The following is a 15,824-nucleotide window of genomic DNA, read 5'->3' as shown; positions in this document are numbered from 1 at the left end:
GAAGTTGATAAATTATAAAAAATTAGGGCTTAAGAATTTTAAAAATGGCAGATATGATGACGCCTTGAAATTTTTCTCACTCGCTTATGAGCAGAGCAAAGATGAAAATTTGCTATTTTTTATTATGCTTTGTTCTCTTGCAAAGCAGAGTCCTGAAGAGGCTAAAATGCTTTTTGAATACTCTTTTAGCAAAGATAACAGAAACGAAGATAATAGCTTAGATGAAATTTTAGAAGTTCTAGAGAGTAAGAATATAAGCGAGAGCGTTATTGAAGAGCAAGACGCGATAAGTTATGAGGATTTTAAACGCTTAAGCCAAAAAGACGGCTTTAAAAGCGTGTTTGAGAGTGTTATGTTTTCTACAAAAGTTATGATCTCAAACAAAGACGACTTTTTGGAATTTGTGCATAATCTTATTAAAAATGACTTTTTAGAAATGGGCATAACCTACCTAGAGAGTGCTGCTATGATGTTTGCCGGAGATGAGCGTATAGACGGGCTTTTAAGAGAGATTAAAAAAAGGCAAAGCGATGAAAATTTGCATTGATGATACATTTATTACTGATAACTCATTGGAGTGTGAGCCGGGTTGTTTTTTCTTGCTGTGTGATACGAATGCTAAATTTAAAGATGACGCTATTTTACGCAAAGCCAGCATCGTAAATGTAGATAGAGCAAAAGAGCTTTTGGGCATAGATGAGAATTTAAAAATAGTTGGCATAACTGGCACCAACGGTAAAACCACGACAGCGGCACTACTGGCTCATATACTAAATGAGTTGGGGCATAAAACCGCGCTATGTGGCACAAGAGGCGCGTTTATAGCAAATGAGCGGATAGATCAAAAGGCACTTACTACCTCGCAAATTTTAACAACCCTTTGGTATATGCAAAAGGCAACTTTGGCAAAATGCGAGTATCTAGTAATGGAGGTAAGCTCCCACGCCATCGTGCAAAACCGTATTGAGGGGCTTAGTTTTGCGCTTAAAATTTTTACAAATATTAGCCAAGACCACCTTGATTATCATAAAAGTATGGAAGAATACGCTCGTGTAAAAAGTAGCTTTTTTGATGATGATACGCTAAAACTTATAAATATCGATGATGAGCTTATAAAATTTAATCCAAAAAATTCATATACCTATTCACTAAAACAAAGTGCTGATTTTACCCCTATTAGTTATGATTTAAAATTCGGGATAAATGCTAGCATATCGGCACTTGGTAATGTTACTAACATAAACTCAAGTTTACAGGGTGAGTTTAATCTGCAAAATCTTTTAGCCGCACTAGGTGCTGTAACTTTACTGCAAAAACCAGAGGCTTCTAAACTATCTAGTGCGGTTAAAAGCTTTAATGGTGTTGAGGGGCGTGTCGAGGTTGTAAGCACAAATCCGCTTGTCATAGTTGACTTTGCGCATACGCCAGACGGAATGCAAAAGGTTTTAAACGCTCTTAGAAATTTAAGCCTTATTGTTGTGTTTGGAGCCGGTGGAGATAGGGATCGCACCAAAAGGGCGAAAATGGGTGCAATAGCCCAAAAATACGCACGGCTTAGTATCGTCACAAGCGATAATCCACGCTCAGAAAATCCGCAAGACATAGTAGATGAAATTTGCTCTGGTATGGATATGAGTCGTTTTGTTTTAAAAGAGGTTGATAGACGCGAAGCCATAAGGATTGGACTTGAAAATTTAAAAGACGGCGAAGCGTTAGTAATACTAGGCAAGGGCGATGAGGACTATCAGGAGATAAATGGCGTAAAGCACCATTTTAGCGATAAAGAGGTTGTTTGTGAGTTATTAAAGGAGAGAAAATGAAAATAGATGTTTTATTTAGCAAAATTCATCGTGCTACCGTTACTGACGCGAATTTAAACTATGTCGGTTCAATTAGTATTGATGAGAAGCTTATTGAGGCTGCTGGACTTTGCGAGTGGCAAAAGGTTGAAATTTTAAACGTAAATAATGGCGAGAGATTTAGCACCTATGTCATTAAAGGCACAAAGGGACAAATATGCCTAAATGGCGCTGCTGCACGTAAGGTTTGTGCCGGAGATATCGTCATCATCGTAGCTTATGCGTCTATGAGCGTTAAAAAAGCTAAGAAATTTAAGCCAAATGTTGTCTTTGTAAATGAGAAAAACGAGCAAGTGAAAAATATGCACTAAGACTATTTGGTTTTTAGTGTATACGCTTTATAAATTGCAAAACTTTTGATTAATTTAATATTAAATATAAATAATAATTTTAGATTCAAGATGTTTTTATTATAATACAGAGTCTAACAAAATACTTCAAGGAATTTTATGCAAAATAGATCTTTAAAAAAAGGTGGAGGGCTGCTTAGCCTGGCTCTATGTAGTACGCTTTATTCTGTTGAGTTCAGTTATGATGGTAAAAATGCACAAGGTCATTTAAGCCATGATAAGAAATTTACTCTTACCACAACCGAAATGAGCGGAAATAAACTAACTTTTGATTACAATCCAGATGAGCAAGGCGTAGAAAATCCTCAAGAAGCTTTTGTGATTGATACAAAAGGGAGTGAGGATGTGCACGATAATATATTTACCTTTAATAATGGCAAGGTTACTCAGTTTGCATATTCTGGTTCTAGCGAAAGAGGCAAATCATATAATAATAATTTTATAATCAATGGCGGAGAGTTAGGTATTGTAATTGCAGGTTTTTCAAATTATAGCGACGCTTATGAAAATAGCGTTGTGGTTGATGGTGGAACAGTCACAGACACTGTATATGGTGCAAATATTTCAGGTTCTGTGACAAATAGAGCTTATAATAATACCGTTGAAGTACGAAAGGGAACTGTAAAAAATGTCATTGGTGCTTCAACGTTTGCGACTGCTAATTATGGCGGCGATTTATCCTATAATAAGGTTTTAATAAGTGGCGGGACAATAACAGGTAAAGTTGTAGGAGCTGAGAATTCAAATACAAAATCTGCCTACTCAAATAGAGTAGAGATAACAGGCGGAACTTTTAGTGGAAATATTATAGGCTCAGCTGTGGATTCAGCAGATCAAATGGCTATAAATAATATCATAGTAATAGATGGCGGTAGTGGTAAAGAAATTGTATTTAATAAGCCTGATGAACAGATATTTTATGGTGGTTTGTTAACAAATGCAAAGAATCAACAATTCACTGGGGATGTTTTTAGTAACAATACTCTTGTTATAAAAGATAAAGCGGGTATAGATATAAAAGATATTCAAAATTTTGAATTTATTAAATTCTATCTGCCTACTAGCATAGCAAACAGCAGCGCTATTTTAAATTTAAAAGGCACTGATAATACAGATTTGAGTAATTCAAAAATAGGCGTAGCTATGTCAACTGGCGGTATAAAACTAAATTTAGGCGATAAGGTATACCTTATAAAAAAAGAAAATGGCTCTATAAAAGAACCAAAAAATCTATCTAATATCTTAGATGATGAGTCAAGAACCCAAAGAGTAGTGGGTGGCGTCTCAAAAATATATACCTTTACGCTATCAGCCCAAAAAGATGATGTAAGTCAAGATACTAAAGCGATAGTTGCAACAGTTTCTGAAATAGAAGATAATAAAAAGCAAAAAAATATCGCTGAGACAAGCGCTATGATGGGTGGTATAGTAAATGAGGGGTCGGAAATGACTAGCTCAAGTGGTATGAAAAATGCCTTAACTGCAACTATAAGTAACGGAGGCGAGAGCTCAAATTTTGGTGCTTTGGGTGGTCAAAATGTTAGACTAAATTCGGGTTCTTACGTTGATGTAAAGGGCTTTAGTTTTATGGTTGGCGTAAGTAAACAAGTAGATGATATGTTTATGTATGGGGCTTTTGTTGAAGCTGGATTTGCTAACTATGATAGTTACAATGACTTTGGGGCAAATGGTTCTGCACATGGTTGGGGTGATAATAGATACTACGGTGGCGGTCTTTTAAGTAAATTTGATATGGCGTCAAATTATTACTTAGAAGCAAGTTTAAGGGTTGGTAAGGTTTATTCAGATTATAAGAGTAAAGATATAAATCCAAACCAAACTGCCAAATTTAAAAGCTCTAGAATGTATTGGGGTGGGCACGTGGGATTTGGTAAGATATTTTCTTTAAATGATGCTTCGGATTTAGATATTTATACTAAATTTTTTGTAACTCGTTTAAGCAGTGATGAAATAGAAGTTGTTGGCGAAAAGATAAAGTATCATAACTCAAACTCCATTCGCGCGAGAATTGGTGGCAGATATTCATACTATTTTGATGATAATTTTGAGATTTATGGCGGAGCGGCTTTTGAAAGAGAATTTAACTCTGAAGCAAAAGCTACAAATTTAACCCAAAATCAAGATTTGGTTTCACCTACTTTGAAAGGAAATACAGCTATAGGCGAATTCGGATTTAAATTTAAAACACCATTTAAACCTTTGACTATAGATCTAAACTTGCAAGGTCTTGCTGGTAAAAGAGAGGGATTTACAGGCGGAATAAATGCCGAATTTAAATTCTAAATAATATCGTCTAGCTTCTGCTTTACGTAGATTTTGTAAAATTATCCTTATAAATTAAAGGCGACAAAGTTATGTGTTGTCTTTAATTTATTTTATTAAAAGTTTTACTGTTTTATTTATTCCGCTTAGCAAATCTTGCGTTTCACATCTGTGATGTTATTTGGTGTATGCTTGTGAGGCATGGCTTTAACTAATGGCGGGCAGAGAGAGATTCGAACTCTCGGTGAGTTGCCCCACACACGCGTTCCAGGCGTGCTCCTTAAACCGCTCGGACATCTACCCAAAGGCAGATATTATACAAAAAATTGTCTTAAATAAGTTTATTAAGAGTTCGTTTATCCTATTTTATTAAAATTACTAAAATTTTTAAAAAGGATAAACAATGTCAAAAGTAACTTTTCAAGGCAACCCAGTAAAATTAACTGGCAATACAGTAAGCGTGGGCGAAAATGCACCAATCGTAAATGTAACTGGTGCTGATTTATCAAGCATTCAAATTGGTGGCAAACAGGGCAAAGCACAAATTTTAGTCGTGTTACCATCTCTTGATACTGGTGTTTGTGCTGCATCTGCTAGAAAATTTAACGAGAGTTTAGCAAATATACAAAACGCCGAAGTCATCGTGATATCAATGGATTTACCATTTGCTATGGGTAGATTTTGTGCGACAGAAGGTATTAAAAATTTAAAAACAGCAAGCGATTTTAGAAATAAAGAATTTGCAAATGCTTATGGCGTTTTGATAGCAGACGGCGCTCTTGCAGGGCTTAGTGCTCGCTCTGTTTTTGTTATAAATCCAAGTGGCGTAATTACCTACAAAGAGATAAGCTCAGAGATAACAAACGAGCCAAACTACGAAGCTGTCATAAATGCTGCAAAAGAAGCTACATCTACATCTTGCTGCGGACACTGCCACTAAAATTTTACTCGCAAGTAAATCTTGCGAGTTCTTAACTTTTATCAATGTAAAAATGAAATTTTCACGCTAAAATCATCCAAAAAAATTGGAGTTTGATATGAAAAATTGGTATGAAAATTTTACAGCACAACCACACCAGCCGTTTTTTGCAAATGGCATTATCGCATTTATTTTATTTACTGGCTTGATTTTTGCGGTTTATGGCGGATTTTTAAACATAAATGCAGGTATTTTTGATTTTCACGCATACATATTTATCTTTGTCGTTTTTATTCAGTTTTTCTTAGGATTTTTGTTTGTAGTTTTTCCTAGATTTTTAATGCAAGCCGTTATCGAACCGCGTGTGTATATGGCTCATTTTTGGGGATATTTTTTTGTAACTTATGCCTTTTTGATATCTTTTTTGCTCGGTTTTGGTTTTGATGTTCTTTTAGTTTTAAATTTGCTCGTTCAAATTTTTGGTTTTAAGCTACTTTTTGATATTCACAAACGCTCGATAATCGCTAACAAATACGATACAAAATGGGTTCTTATCGGATTTGGCTGTGGGCTTATTTTTAATGCGATTTTTATACTGTCTAAATTTATCCCAAGCTTGACAAATTTTGCTATAAACGGCGGTTTTTATCTATTTTTATTTATCATTGTTTTTGCGATCTCCCAGCGAATGGTGCCATTTTTTACGTCAGTTAAGGTGCAAGGATATGTGATAAAACGCACTGAGAATTTTATGCCTATTTTGTTTGGTTTGCTATTTTTGCGAGTGGTTGTGCTTAGTTTTTTCTCAGCAAAATTTTTGCTTTTAACCGACATCGCACTTTTTGTGCTTTTTGTGAGAGAATTTTACATTTGGAGATTGCCGATTTTTAAAACTAGTGCGATAATGTGGGTGCTTTATTTGTCGCTTTATTGGATACCAGTTGGGTTTGCTATATCGATTTTAGAGGGCATAAATGACATATTTTCGCTTGGATTTGTGTTTGAAAAAACAAGCCTTCACACCTTTGCTGTTGGCTATTTTTTAACTATTTTAATCGGATTTGGCACCAGGGTTGTGCTTGGGCACTCTGGCCAGACACCTCATGCAGACGCCTTTACTACAGCGATTTTTGTTTTTATACAGGTTGTGGTTTTTGCAAGGCTTTTTGCTGGGTTTAGTCTAAATTTTTCACTTGATTATAGTTTCTTTATAAATTTTAGTGCCGTTTTAATGCTAATTGCTTTGCTAGTTTGGTCAGCTAGGTATTTGCCGATTTTAATCAAGGGCTTTAAGCCAAAACCCTAATCTAGCATTTCTATACACCCATTTAGCAAAATTTTCTCATCAGTTATTTTGCTAAATTCATCTATAAAAAATGTGCGAAAACTGGCGTTTGCACCATCTATAGCCTGTGTTTTCTCAAACGCCCTTTCGCCACAAATTCCAAACGCACTAACTCCATTAACAACGGCTTGAAATTTATCATTTGATATAGCCAAAAACGCAGCCAATACGGCACCTTGCATACAGCCACTGCCAGTGATATTTGACATCATTTGATGTCCATTTTTACAAAGTGCCGTCTGCTTGCCGTCTGTTATAATGTCTATTTTACCGGATGATACGACGATACAGCCTTGCTTTTTGGCTAAAATTTTAGCCGTTTGTATATTTAGCTCAAGACCTTTTAAAAGCTCACTATCATCTGCATCAACACCCTTTGTCTTTCCGCCCTGCCCAGCTAAAAATGAAATTTCAGACGCATTTGCACGGATAAGTGTAAATTTCGCCTCTTTTAAAAGCCTAAGTGCCGTTTCATTCCTAAGCTGCGTTGCCCCAACTCCGACTGGATCTAGCACAACTGGCAAAGATAGTTTATTTGCCTTTTTAGTAGCCTTTAACATCGAGCTTATCGTTCTTTGATTTAGTGTGCCTATGTTTATTAACATCGCATTTGCAATACTTGCCATCTGCTTAACTTCCGCCTCATCATCAGCCATCACAGGAGAGGCACCAAGCGAGAGCAAGACGTTTGCAACGTCATTTACCGTCACATAGTTTGTTATGCAGTGAATCAGTGGTTTTGTATCCCTTAAATGTTGTAAAATTTGCATATTTCCCCCTTAATTTTTTATTATTTTAGCCAAAATTTTTAAAAATGGACATTTTTTGCTATAATGGGCAATCTAAAATTTAACTTTAAGGATTATACTTGTACCCCAGTAGCGACAATTCGCTTTTAATGTTATTTCTCGCAGTTGTATTTATACTATTAAATGCTTTCTTTGTTCTATCAGAATTTGCAATTGTTAAGGTTAGAAAGAGCCGTCTTGAGGAGCTTATAAAAGAGAAAAAGCCCAACGCTCAACTAGCTTACGATATGACAAATAAGCTTGATACATACCTTAGTGCCACCCAGCTTGGCATTACTCTTAGTTCGCTTGCACTTGGCTGGATAGGCGAACCTGCCGTAGCTCGTATGATAGAGGCTCCGCTTAAAAAATACTTTGATATGAGTGATTTGCTAGTGCATACGGTTGCTTTTGCGATAGCTTTTACACTTATTACGCTTTTGCACGTTGTAGTGGGTGAGCTAATACCAAAGTCCGTTGCAATAGCAAAATCAGAGAGTGCAACCCTGGCTATTGCTAGACCGCTTCATCTTTTTTGGATTATCTTTTCCCCGGTCATTAAAACCTTTGACGCATTTGCCATAGTAGGGCTTAAGATTTTAGGCATTAAACCTGCAAAAGAGAGTGATTTGGCTCACTCTGAAGAGGAGATAAAGATAATTGTCGGCGAGAGCCTAAAGGGTGGTGTTCTTGATAACTTTGAAACTGAGATTATTAAAAATGCGGTTGATTTTTCAGACACGGTTGCAAAGGAAATTATGACGCCTCGCCGTGATATGATATGTATAAATAAGCAAAAGAGTTTTGAGGAAAATTTGGCTTTAGTGTTTGAGTCAAAATACACTCGTTATCCTTATATAGACGGCTCAAAAGACGTTGTGCTTGGTATGATACATATTAGGGATATACTTCAAATTCATTTTGGAGATGATAAGAAAAAGAGCTTTGATAATATCGTCAGGGAGTTTTTGATAGTCCCTGAAAGTCTTTCTATATCAAAGATCATACTGCTTATGAACAAGGAGCAAAAATCCGCAGCTCTTGTCGTAGATGAATACGGCGGAACTTCTGGAATTTTGACCATGGAAGATATAATGGAAGAGGTGCTTGGAGATATGAACGACGAGCACGATGAAACTGGCGAACAATATAAAAAGATAAATGACAATATCTATGAATTTAACGGCAGATACGATCTTGAAAGCATTGAAGAGTTGCTTGGTATAGAATTTGATGATGAAACAGATCAGGTTACGATAGGTGGATATGTCTTTAACTTAATAGGGCGTTTACCGGTTGTAGGCGATAAAGTAGATGATGAAAACTGCCATTATGAAGTAAGAAAAATGGATGGCACTAGCATTTTAAGAGTAAAAGTGCGAAAGAAGATTGCTCAGGAGAGCGAACAATAGATTTTTAACAAAATCTCACTTTTTCATAAATTTAAAGTAAAATTTTACTTTTAATTGTATAATTTCAATAATTCAAATTTTTGAAAGGAGAAGTGATGAGGGTAGTTAATTCTAGCGAGATCACAAAGGTTGTTAGCGAACTCTGCAAACAAGCCTGTTATGTCGTTACGCCAGATATGCGTGCGGCTTTTATAAAGGCACAAAAAAATGAGGTTTCGCCAATAGGTAAAGATATTTTGGGCAAAATTTTACAAAATGCCGACCTAGCTGAAAAAAAGGTAGCACCGATATGTCAAGATACCGGTATGGCAGTGGTTTTTGTTGATATTGGCCAAGATGTAAGGATTGAGGGCGAATTTTTAGAAGACGCTATAAATGCCGGTGTAGCTGATGGCTATGTTGGTGGATATTTAAGAAAATCAGTCGTAAATGACCCTATTTTTGAACGCAAAAATACTAAAAACAATACCCCAGCTGTGATAAATGTTCGCATTATAAAAGGCGATAAAATTCACATAAAAGTCGCACCAAAGGGCTTTGGTAGTGAAAATAAATCAATACTAAAAATGCTTGTGCCTGCTGACGGACTTGAAGGCGTTAAAAAGGTATTTTTAGAGGCTGTAAAACTAGCTGGTCCAAACGCTTGTCCTCCAATGGTAATTGGCGTAGGTATCGGCGGGACAATGGATAAAGCAGCACTTATGGCAAAATACGCAGCCGCAAGGGACGCTGATAGCAAAAATCCAGATGAAAGATACGCAAAACTTGAAGATGAGCTTTTAGAACTTGCGTGTAAAACAGGCGTGGGACCGCAGGGGCTTGGTGGTAAAAGCACCGCTGTAAAGGTAAATGTTGAGTGGTATCCAACTCATATCGCTGGTCTGCCAGTTGCTATAAATATCAACTGCCACGCTGCACGTCACGCAGAGGCACAAATTTAAGGATTAAAGATGTCAGAGATAAAAAGAATAACCGCACCATTTAATAAAGATGTCGTAAAAAGCCTAAAAGCAGGGGATAACGTGCTAATAACCGGCACAATCATCGCCGCTCGTGACGCCGCTCACAAGGCATTAACCGAAACCTTGGCACGTGGAGAAAAGTTGCCTGTAAATTTAGCAGGTGAAACGATTTACTATCTTGGCCCAAGCCCTGCAAAGCCCGGTGAAGTCATCGGTGCTGCTGGTCCAACAACAAGCGGTAGAATGGATAAATACACGCCAACGATGATAAACGAAGTGGGTATAAATGGTATGATAGGTAAAGGCTACCGATCAGAAGCGGTCGTGGATGCGATGAAAAAATCAGGATGTGTTTATATGGTCGCTATCGGCGGTGCTGGAGCGTTAATTAGCCAAAGTATCAAAAAATACGAGGTTTTAGCTTACGAGGATCTAGGACCAGAAGCGATAGCACGTTTAAGTGTCGTTGATTTTCCAGCGATTGTTGCGATTGACAGCGAGGGTAATAACTTTTATGAAGCTGGTCAATCTCCGTATAAAGAGATTTAAAAAAAGGCGGGGCTATCCCGCCTAAACTACTCTTGATTTTTGATATATGCGTAATCTGAAATTTTACTCCACTCTCTACCGATTTTCATAAATTTTCTTTGTGAGTCTAAAATTTCCTTAAACATCGGATCTTTTTGGCTTAGCTCATCTAAAATTTCATCAGTAGCCTTTTTTAACGCACCCATTATCTCTGGAGAAAATGATACTATTTTTACATTCGGATACTCTTTTGAAATTTTATCAAGCATTAGGGCATTTTGGTAATTTGCATACTCATAAACAAAATCTGATACCACCTTTGTTGCCGCCTCTATGATAGCCTTTAGGTCGTTTGGCATTTTATCAAAGAGTGTTTTATTAACATAAAATTCGTTCTCACTAGCAGGTTCTTGCCAACCAGTGTAGTAGTATGGTGCTACTTTTTCAAAGCCAAAACTCACATCAAGTGCAGGTCCAACCCACTCAACAGCGTCAATGGTGTTCATCTCAAGAGCCATATATAGTTCGCCTATCGGGATTGTGTTGATATTAACGCCAAGTTTTGACATTATCTCTCCGCCAAGACCAGTCATACGTAGTTTAAGCCCTTTTAGATCATCAAGGGTTTTTACCTCTTTTTTAAACCAGCCACCCATTTGCACTCCAAAATTTCCGCCTAAAAACGTCACTATGTTATACTGAGCAAAGACTTTATCGGCAAGTTCTTTACCGCCTCCGTAGTTATACCAAGCGTGTTGCTCAGCCGCGTTCATCCCAAATGGTACGGTTGTAAAAAGCATTAGTTTTGCGTCCTTGCCTTTGTAAAAGTAACTTGCCGTATAACCTATATCGTATTGTCCGCTCTTTACCATATCAAGCACGGCAAATGCAGCTTTGTGCTTTGATGGGTAGTCGATTTTAACCTCGATACGCCCATCACTCATCTTCTCAACAAGTTCTTTAAATTTCTTAGGTGCTTCTCCTAAAACCGGAACATTGCTCTCATAAGTTGCTGCCAGTTTTAGTTTGTATTTTTCACTAGCTGCCGCACTGATTGCTAAAATAGCACTCATTGTAAGTGCTGTTAAAATTCTCATCTTCTCTCCCTTGTTTTAATTTTGCTAGATTATACGATTTTTACATTATATTTTTTAGCTAATAAAACTTTAAAGCGTATATTTTTTTCTTAGTGAGTAAAAATGTAAAATTTGACTAATAATATCCCAAGCAAAGCGTATCAGTGAGCCTTATGCGTTTTTCAAATGGTGTAGGCGAGAAAAATTTACACTTTTCTATGTAAATTCTAAGGTTGTAATCAAGCCCAAAATCATCATAAAATTTCTTTAGATTTACAAATTTTATACCGCAAATCTCTTTTATCTGCACAAGTTCATAAAATTTTGAGCCATTTGAGCGTGTCAGATGAGAACTAGCAAGTCCGCAAAAAGAGCAAAAGGTCGAGCTAAGAACTAGCCCGTTAAGGTCTGAGCAGTTTGACAGAATGTTTTCATATTTTTTTGGTATGGATTTTTTGTATAAAAAAACTACACGAGAGTTCTCAAATTTCGCCGAGATGGCATTTTTCCAAAATAGATACGCATTTGATGAGATACCAGCGATATTATAAAATTCACAAGCCAAAATATACTCGTCTAAAAACTCGTTTGGTGCCAAAATTAGCTTCATTTTACCCCTATAATTTTTCCTATTTTAACACAAATTGGGCTATTTTTGATATAATCTTTTAAAATCCAAGAGAGGAAAATGTTGAAAAATTTATACAAAAACTATAAAAAAACTAGCCTTTTTGTCATATTTTGCGTGACTTTCGTGCTGTTTTACACGCTGTTTGGCTTTTTTGGAGTGCCTTGGATTTTAAAGGATATAGCTCCAAAATTTTTAGCTGATAAAAATGCGACCCTAACAATAAAAGAAGCAAAATTTAACCCATACACATTTGAGCTAAATGCAACTGGCGTTAAACTCTCTACTTACACTGAAATTTTTAGCGTTAATGAGCTTGACCTTTCGCTTCGTTTTAGAGAGCTGTTTTTTAAAAATATAAACATTGATGTTTTAAGACTAAATGAGCCCTATGTAAATATCCAAAGAGAGCAAAACGCTAGTTTTAACTTTGAGAGTTTGCTAAGCGATAGTTCTACACAAGATGACGAGAGTGATGATGGATTTTTTAATATCACGCTAAATAGCTTTAAGCTTATAAATGGCGACGCAAGATATGCTGATAATAGCCTAAAAAAGCCATTTATTGTAAATTTAAAGGATATAAGCTACGAGATAGAGGGTGTAAATTTAAAGGAGCATAGTGTCGGCAAACACACGCTAGACACGAATTCTACGCTCTTTGATGAGTTTGATTGGAAAGGCGGTGTGAGCTTAAAACCGCTTAAAATTTACGGAGATATAAAATTTGCTGGTCTTAAAATGGATAAAATTTGGCAAAGCTATGTCGGAGATAGCGATATAAATATCAGCAAAGGTTTTTTAGATACCAGATTAAATTATAGCGTAGATATCGATAGCGCTGGAGTTGGGCTTAATCTTAAGGAGTCAGAAATTTTGGCTAGAGATGTTAATGTTTCTAGCAAAAGTGACAATATTGTTTTAAAAAATCTTGGATTTAAAAATCTAAATTTAGATAGTAAATTTAGTGGCAAAAACAGCTTAAAATTATCGCTAGATGAGATATATTCAGACAGCTTGGCGTTTAATCAAAACTCGCTTACAGGCATAAAGTTTATAAAACCAACGCTAAGAAAGGATTTAAGCGAAAATTACAGCCTAAATGTCAAGGATATAAATGTGACAAAAACAAGCCTCAAGAGTGGCGAGTTTGACCTAGCTATTGACGCTGTATTTGCAAACGAGCTTGATATAAGTTACGTGGCAAAAGAGGGTAAAATTTTAATCAATTTGCCCAAATTTGGCTCATCTTTTGTCGGCTTAAATGCTAAAGATGAAAAATTTGCAGCCTTAAAATCTTTAGAGGGGCTAAATTTAGGGCTAAAAGATGATAAAGTAAATCTTAAAAGTGCCACACTAAGCAACTTGGAACTATTTTCTAAAGCAAAAGGTTTTGCTGGATTTTTAGATACGAGCATTAATGAAATCGAGTTTGATACCTTAAATACATCATTGCTGGTAAAAAATATAGCTATAAATTCTCTGTTTTTTAATGATGAGATTGGACAAAATGGGTCAAAAGCCATAAATAATTTAAAATTTTTAAATCAAAAATCAAAAAAAGAGCCTAGTAAAAATGCTAGTAAATTTGTAGCAAACATTGAAAATATCGATATTTTAAATGCAAGTTCAAATATAACTCAAAGCTTTTTAAAAGAGCCTTTAAAACATAAAATTTTAGTAAAAAATGCAAAAATTTCAGATCTCTCTACCGATTTTACAAAGCCATTTAAAGTTGGCATAAATTTAAACACAAGCGAAAGTATAAACTTAGATTTATCTGGAAAAATAGCACTTGAGCCGTTTGCAAGTGAGTTAAATGTAAAGCTAGGTGTAGATGAGTTAGCGGGGTTAAATTCTCTAACTAGCCAGTATCTAAACGCAAAAATAACAGGTGGAAGTGCTAAGATAAATGCCAATTTGACGCTTGATAAGAGTGTAAAAGTGGGTGGAAATTTGGCCTTGGATAACCTATCAATCGATGATAAAAATGGTACAAAAATAGCAGCATTAAAATCTTTAAATATTAAAAAAATTAAGTTAGATACAAAGAGTGTAATGCTTGATAAAGTTGAGTTAAAAGAGCCGTTTATAAAGGCTTGGGTTGGCAAAGATAGGAGTTTTAACTTAGCCAAAATTTTAAAAGATGACAAAAGCAGTAAAAGTAGCGACAGCACAGAGTCGTTTAAATTTGGCATAAAAGATGTGAGTTTAAGCAATGCCAGTGTTGATTTTGGTGATGAAAGTTTGGTTTTACCTTTTATGATTGGTATTAAAAATTTAAATGCAAATATTGATAAAATCGAAAGTAATAGAGTAGCAAATATCGTATCTAACGGCGTTGTAGGAAGTGGTGGAAGTGCAAATTTGGATATAAAAATAGACGCGTTTAATCCTAAAAAATTTAGCCAAATAGCGCTTAAATTTAAAGACATCGAACTAAGCGAGGCAACGCCGTATTCTGCGACATTTGTTGGGCGTAAGATAGATGGCGGGACGCTTGATTTGGATCTGTTTTATGACATTAAAGATCACAAAATGCAGGGTAAAAACGACATCAAGATTGACACTATAAAACTTGGCGAGAGTGTCGAGTCAAAGGACGCTATGAGTTTGCCACTCTCACTTGCTATTTCTGTTCTTAAGGACTCAAATAATGTAATAAATTTAAATTTACCAGTCAAAGGCGACCTTGATAATCCAGAATTTAGCTACGGTGGTATCGTGATAAAGGCTATTTTGCAAATTTTTACAGATGTTGTCACTTCGCCGTTTAGGCTACTTGGCAATGTCCTTGGTATCTCTAATGCTGATGAGCTTTCGTCGGTTGATTTTACTGCTGGAAGCGACGATGTTATGCAATCTCAATCTAAAAAGATAGAAAATTTTGCCCAAATAGCAAAGAGTAAAAATGACGTTATTTTTGTCATCTCTCCGGCTTTTGATGAGGTTGTTGATAAATTTGCTATTCAAAAGCGTCTACTGGATAGGGAAATTTCAATGATTGCAGGCACTACTAAAAATGATCTTGAAGTGATAAACGAGATGGCTAAAAAGCAGTTTAAAACGCCTGTGCCTGATATTTACAAAGCACTTATAGAGAATAAAAAAATCTCATCTGGTGCATTAGATGAACTGGCAATATCTCGTGCTAAGGCTTTGCAAGAGGTGATGATAAAGGCTGGTGTGCCAAGTGAGCAGATAAAAATTAGCGACAAAACGCAGAAGGTAAATTCGCAAATGCAACTTTATATCCCACTTCCTATGGGTATTGAGAAGAGATAAATCAAGGAGATAAAATGAAAAAAATAATACACACAAACAACGCGCCACAGGCGATCGGGCCGTATTCACAGGCTGTTTTGACAAACGGATTTTTATTTGTTTCGGGGCAACTTGGCGTTAAGCCAAATGGCGAGTTTGCAGGCTCTGATGTAAAATCGCAAACCAAGCAAAGCTTGGAGAATATAAAAGCCATACTTTGTGCTTCTGATTTGGATTTTACAAACGTTGTAAAAACGACGATATTTTTAGCCGATATGGGCGACTTTGCCGCTGTGAATGAAATTTATGCTACTTATTTTAGTGAAAATTTCCCAGCACGAAGCACAGTTGCGGTAAAAACCTTACCAAAAGATGCTTTGGTTGAGATAGAAACGATAGCAGTTTTGTAA

Annotated in this window: 14 protein-coding genes and 1 tRNA gene; 11 read left to right on the top strand and 4 right to left on the bottom strand. The window is 36.1% G+C overall.

All coding sequences use genetic code 11. From position 1 onward, the window contains the following. Nucleotides 1-4: 4 nt before the first annotated feature. From CMCT_RS08110 to CMCT_RS08095, 4 genes are all read left to right on the top strand, one after another. Nucleotides 5-547, top strand: a complete 543-nt coding sequence (locus CMCT_RS08110; protein ID WP_034970338.1) for a histidine kinase — start codon at nucleotides 5-7, stop codon at nucleotides 545-547. Next, nucleotides 531-1,820 carry a UDP-N-acetylmuramoyl-L-alanyl-D-glutamate--2,6-diaminopimelate ligase gene (locus CMCT_RS08105; protein ID WP_034970341.1) on the top strand — a complete coding sequence of 430 codons (1,290 nt, stop codon included), beginning with the start codon at nucleotides 531-533 and terminating at the stop codon, nucleotides 1,818-1,820. Before CMCT_RS08110 ends, CMCT_RS08105 begins: the two co-directional genes overlap by 17 nt. After that, a complete protein-coding gene (gene panD / locus CMCT_RS08100; protein ID WP_034970343.1) occupies nucleotides 1,817-2,170 on the top strand; it encodes an aspartate 1-decarboxylase in 354 nt (117 codons plus the stop codon). Before CMCT_RS08105 ends, panD begins: the two co-directional genes overlap by 4 nt. Before the next feature lie 138 nt (nucleotides 2,171-2,308). Beyond that, nucleotides 2,309-4,513, top strand: coding sequence for an autotransporter outer membrane beta-barrel domain-containing protein (locus CMCT_RS08095; protein WP_034970346.1), 2,205 nt, complete (start codon nucleotides 2,309-2,311; stop codon nucleotides 4,511-4,513). 194 nt (nucleotides 4,514-4,707) lie between these two features. Here CMCT_RS08095 and CMCT_RS08090 read toward each other — a convergent pair. Beyond that, nucleotides 4,708-4,795: transfer RNA gene (locus CMCT_RS08090), tRNA-Ser, on the bottom strand. A gap of 100 nt (nucleotides 4,796-4,895) precedes the next feature. On the opposite strand from CMCT_RS08090, the gene prx-suh reads away from it, so the two are divergent. Both prx-suh and CMCT_RS08080 read left to right on the top strand, forming a co-directional pair. Next, the gene (prx-suh, locus tag CMCT_RS08085; RefSeq protein WP_034970348.1) at nucleotides 4,896-5,432 is read left to right on the top strand and encodes a thiol peroxidase Prx-SUH; all 537 of its coding nucleotides are present in this window, start codon (nucleotides 4,896-4,898) and stop codon (nucleotides 5,430-5,432) included. A gap of 97 nt (nucleotides 5,433-5,529) precedes the next feature. Further along, complete coding sequence (locus tag CMCT_RS08080) at nucleotides 5,530-6,717, top strand: NnrS family protein (protein ID WP_034970351.1); 1,188 nt, start codon at nucleotides 5,530-5,532, stop codon at nucleotides 6,715-6,717. Here CMCT_RS08080 and thiM read toward each other — a convergent pair. After that, a complete protein-coding gene (gene thiM, locus CMCT_RS08075; RefSeq protein ID WP_034970352.1) occupies nucleotides 6,714-7,526 on the bottom strand; it encodes a hydroxyethylthiazole kinase in 813 nt (270 codons plus the stop codon). The two genes, CMCT_RS08080 and thiM, sit on opposite strands and share 4 nt — an antisense overlap. A 98-nt stretch (nucleotides 7,527-7,624) precedes the next feature. Here thiM and CMCT_RS08070 point away from each other — a divergent pair, with 98 nt between their 5' ends. The 3 genes from CMCT_RS08070 (at nucleotide 7,625) to CMCT_RS08060 (ending at nucleotide 10,467) form a co-directional block, all read left to right on the top strand. Beyond that, nucleotides 7,625-8,956: a hemolysin family protein gene (locus tag CMCT_RS08070; protein WP_034970354.1), complete on the top strand. Its 1,332-nt coding sequence runs from the start codon at nucleotides 7,625-7,627 to the stop codon at nucleotides 8,954-8,956. 95 nt (nucleotides 8,957-9,051) lie between these two features. Continuing rightward, entirely contained in the window at nucleotides 9,052-9,897 is an 846-nt protein-coding gene (locus tag CMCT_RS08065; protein ID WP_034970355.1) for a fumarate hydratase, read from the top strand. 9 nt (nucleotides 9,898-9,906) lie between these two features. Then, nucleotides 9,907-10,467 carry a Fe-S-containing hydro-lyase gene (locus CMCT_RS08060; protein ID WP_034970357.1) on the top strand — a complete coding sequence of 187 codons (561 nt, stop codon included), beginning with the start codon at nucleotides 9,907-9,909 and terminating at the stop codon, nucleotides 10,465-10,467. Nucleotides 10,468-10,493: 26 nt separating this feature from the next. Here the strand turns inward: CMCT_RS08060 and CMCT_RS08055 are convergent, their stop codons facing one another. Beyond that, entirely contained in the window at nucleotides 10,494-11,543 is a 1,050-nt protein-coding gene (locus CMCT_RS08055; RefSeq protein WP_176325103.1) for a TRAP transporter substrate-binding protein, read from the bottom strand. 115 nt (nucleotides 11,544-11,658) lie between these two features. Next, complete coding sequence (gene cheQ, locus CMCT_RS08050) at nucleotides 11,659-12,132, bottom strand: cheVAW transcriptional regulator CheQ (RefSeq protein WP_034970360.1); 474 nt, start codon at nucleotides 12,130-12,132, stop codon at nucleotides 11,659-11,661. An 81-nt stretch (nucleotides 12,133-12,213) separates the two neighbouring features. On the opposite strand from cheQ, the gene CMCT_RS08045 reads away from it, so the two are divergent. Next, the gene (locus tag CMCT_RS08045; RefSeq protein WP_034970361.1) at nucleotides 12,214-15,435 is read left to right on the top strand and encodes a DUF748 domain-containing protein; all 3,222 of its coding nucleotides are present in this window, start codon (nucleotides 12,214-12,216) and stop codon (nucleotides 15,433-15,435) included. 14 nt (nucleotides 15,436-15,449) lie between these two features. Further along, the gene (locus tag CMCT_RS08040) at nucleotides 15,450-15,824 is read left to right on the top strand and encodes a RidA family protein (protein WP_034970363.1); all 375 of its coding nucleotides are present in this window, start codon (nucleotides 15,450-15,452) and stop codon (nucleotides 15,822-15,824) included.

This window comes from Campylobacter mucosalis (assembly GCF_013372205.1).
Taxonomy (GTDB): domain Bacteria; phylum Campylobacterota; class Campylobacteria; order Campylobacterales; family Campylobacteraceae; genus Campylobacter_A; species Campylobacter_A mucosalis.
The sequence above is the reverse complement of the archived record's forward strand: the minus strand, read 5'-3'. Positions and strand labels throughout refer to the sequence as shown.

Excerpts from the sequence above, each read along its gene's own strand:
- CMCT_RS08105 (WP_034970341.1), top strand. The coding sequence starts at position 531 with ATGAAAATTTGCATTGATGATACATTTATTACTGATAACTCATTGGAG.
- panD (WP_034970343.1), top strand. The coding sequence starts at position 1,817 with ATGAAAATAGATGTTTTATTTAGCAAAATTCATCGTGCTACCGTTACT.
- CMCT_RS08095 (WP_034970346.1), top strand. The coding sequence starts at position 2,309 with ATGCAAAATAGATCTTTAAAAAAAGGTGGAGGGCTGCTTAGCCTGGCT.
- prx-suh (WP_034970348.1), top strand. The coding sequence starts at position 4,896 with ATGTCAAAAGTAACTTTTCAAGGCAACCCAGTAAAATTAACTGGCAAT.
- CMCT_RS08080 (WP_034970351.1), top strand. The coding sequence starts at position 5,530 with ATGAAAAATTGGTATGAAAATTTTACAGCACAACCACACCAGCCGTTT.
- thiM (WP_034970352.1), bottom strand. The coding sequence starts at position 7,526 with ATGCAAATTTTACAACATTTAAGGGATACAAAACCACTGATTCACTGC.
- CMCT_RS08065 (WP_034970355.1), top strand. The coding sequence starts at position 9,052 with ATGAGGGTAGTTAATTCTAGCGAGATCACAAAGGTTGTTAGCGAACTC.
- CMCT_RS08060 (WP_034970357.1), top strand. The coding sequence starts at position 9,907 with ATGTCAGAGATAAAAAGAATAACCGCACCATTTAATAAAGATGTCGTA.
- CMCT_RS08055 (WP_176325103.1), bottom strand. The coding sequence starts at position 11,543 with ATGAGAATTTTAACAGCACTTACAATGAGTGCTATTTTAGCAATCAGT.
- cheQ (WP_034970360.1), bottom strand. The coding sequence starts at position 12,132 with ATGAAGCTAATTTTGGCACCAAACGAGTTTTTAGACGAGTATATTTTG.
- CMCT_RS08040 (WP_034970363.1), top strand. The coding sequence starts at position 15,450 with ATGAAAAAAATAATACACACAAACAACGCGCCACAGGCGATCGGGCCG.